The sequence below is a fragment of the Pseudoalteromonas sp. 3D05 genome (assembly GCF_002723455.1).
GTDB lineage: Bacteria > Pseudomonadota > Gammaproteobacteria > Enterobacterales > Alteromonadaceae > Pseudoalteromonas.
Map to the genome: position 1 here is coordinate 1 of NZ_PDUS01000041.1, position 1746 is coordinate 1746.

Consider the following 1746-nt stretch of genomic DNA (forward strand, 5'->3'; position numbering starts at 1 on the left):
TGCAGTCATACTGCCATCACTAACACTGATCACAATGCCTGCTTGGGTGCCCACATCCTCATTTGTTGGTGTGCCACTCAATTGCCCAGTTGTGGTATCAAAGCTCGCCCAACTTGGCTTATTCGTGATGCTAAAGCTTAATGTATCACCGTCCATGTCTTGTGCGCTTGGTGTAAAGCTGTACGCTTCATCCTCATTCACTTGCGTCGCTGGTATGCCACTGATGCTTGGTGCATCGTTGGTGTTGATTACCGTTATGCTAAATGGTGCTAAGCTTTGCACTTGTGTGCCATCACTCACACTGATAATGATGTTGCTGTAACTACCAACTTGTTCATTCAGTGGCGTACCGCTCAATTCACCTGTTGCACTGTTAAAGCTTAGCCAACTTGGTTTATTACTGATGCTAAACGTTAACGTGTCGTTGTCTGCATCACTTGCTGTTGGAATAAACTGATAGCCGCTGTCTTCGTTCACTGACGTTGTAGGTGCCCCACTTATCAACGGTGCGTCATTGATACTCGTCACTGTGATGGCGATATTCGCCACCTCTGAATTTAACTCGCCGTCATTGGCAACAACACTGACTGAGTCACTGCCATTAAAGTCACTGTTTGGAGTGTACACTAACGTATTGCCCGTTAAGCTTACGCTACCACTAACAGCATCAGTCACAACGCTGTAGCTGAGGTTTTCTCCTTCAATGTCTTCACCCGCTAAAGTCACTGTTAATGCTGTGTCTTCATCTGTTGAGACTGCTTGCCCTGCAAGCGTTGGTTGGTCGTTAATTGGGGTTATCGTTAATGATACTGTCACTGCATCCGAGTCAACTTCACCATCATTGGCTACAAACGTAAAGCTGTCTGCGCCATTGACATTGGCGGTTGGGGTGTAAAGCCAGCTGTCATTACTTTGTTGTACCAAGCTTCCTTTTGTGACTTCATCAACAATACGGTAACTCAAGGTGTCTTGGTCGACATCTGTTGCTACTAATGTCAGTAAAATGGAACCGTCTTCATCCAGTGTTTGCGCTTGTGCGCTGGCTACTGGTTTATCGTTCACTGACGTGACTGTCATCGTGACCGTCGCAACATTTGAAACTGCGCCTTGGCTGTCTTTTACTGTGTAGGTAAAACTATCATCACCAAAGAAGTTGGCATTCGCCGTGTAAATAATCGCTCCGGTATTGGTCACGCTTGTTTGGCCGTTTGCTGCATCACTCACCACCGTAACACTGCTTACATCGAGGCTATCACCTTCGTCAACATCACTGTCATTACCCAGCACGTTCACTTCAAACTGCCCTTCTTCTTGCAGTTGCGCGGTATTATCAAGCGCCACTGGCGCATCATTAATCGCATTGATTGTAAGCGTCACTTTGGCCGCTTCTGAAGCCAATCCTTCACTGTCTTTAACCGTATAAGTAAAGCTGTAAACTCCGTTGATGTTTGTCTTCGGTGTAATGGCTAAACTGCCATCTAAATCAACACTCACACTGGCAAAGCTGTATTCTCCCACGCCGTCGCCTTTATCTTCTAACAATACATTCGCGCCATTGAATCCTTGGTCTTCAACGTCTGAATCGTTCGTTAAAATGGCAATACTTGTCGCGGTATCTTCGTCTGTGGTCACTGCATCATCAACCACTATTGGGCGGTCATTCACTGCGCCTATATTAATCGTTACCGTGGCGGTGTTAGAGACTAACCCTTCACTGTCTGCAATGGTGTAGGTAAAGGTGTCTTG

General features: G+C 46.3%; 1 protein-coding gene. It reads right to left on the bottom strand.

Annotated elements, in window-relative coordinates; translation table 11 throughout:
* On the bottom strand, positions 1-1746 hold a 1746-nt coding region (locus CSC79_RS19925; RefSeq protein WP_143483849.1), incomplete at both ends, for an Ig-like domain-containing protein.